We start from the raw sequence: 982 nt of genomic DNA, 5'->3' as shown, positions 1-982 counted from the left end.
TTTTACGCGCTTAACAATATCTGGTAAATGCTGACTGTCTTTACCGTCTGCATGGTACGCTTTTATATCGCTTATAACATGGTTTGCAGTATCTACAGTAAGCTGACTGAGGTAATTAAATTTTCTTGCTTTGCCGGGTTTTACACTAATACGCGCATCGGGATCGGTGGGGCTATAATGTGTTTTATTACTCGTGTAGCGACTGCCTTTAGCGCCAGCTCCTGGGCGAGCATCTTGATCTTTTGCCCATTTGGTATTACGGCTTTTTATAGCTTGTAATTCCTTGTGAGATGCAGATAAAGTTTGCTGATTTTTATCTGCTTTATTTTCTTTAGATTGCCTTAAAGGGGTGTGCTTGTCTCGATTGCTAATGTTACGAATATGGCGCAGGTGATGTTCTAAATCTTCTTCAGGAACTTTAAGTTCTAAAGTATCCATGGAAGCATTGGCTTTTACAGGAGCAGAATCTATTGTTTGCGTGTGTCCAGCGACCATACCTGCGGATACACATAGTTCAAAAACCTTTATAAAAACAGATTCANTCTAAATCTTCTTCAGGAACTTTAAGTTCTAAAGTATCCATGGAAGCATTGGCTTTTACAGGAGCAGAATCTATTGTTTGCGTGTGTCCAGCGACCATACCTGCGGATACACATAGTTCAAAAACCTTTATAAAAACAGATTCAAAAACGTCTTCCGGAAATAATTGTCGTGTACGGCTAATGGTAGAGTGCCACGGTAATTCTTCGTCTATATCATAACCTAAAAAATACAGTATATCCAAACGCATGCTACAATGTGCAATAAGCTTGCGATGACTAGTTATATTTTCTAAATACCCCACTAAACAAAGTTTAAAAAACACAATGGGATCGATGCTTTTTTGTCCGCTTGATCCATAGAACTTTTGAGTGGTTTTATAAAGAAAATTAAGATCTATAGCTGTATGAAGCCGCCGGTAGAAATTGTCTTCTGGCACACG

Annotated in this window: 2 pseudogenes; both read right to left on the bottom strand. The window is 38.7% G+C overall.

The annotated features are described in order from the left end of the window. A pseudogene (locus AC0UBM_RS18350) lies at positions 1–540 on the bottom strand (IS1182 family transposase); the annotation flags it as partial. 4 nt (positions 541–544) lie between these two features. Beyond that, positions 545–982: pseudogene (locus AC0UBM_RS18345) on the bottom strand (transposase); the annotation flags it as partial.

It is taken from the genome of Formosa sp. F44 (genome assembly GCF_056238645.1).
Note: the sequence above shows the minus strand (reverse complement) of the source record. Positions and strands in the feature narration are given on the sequence as shown.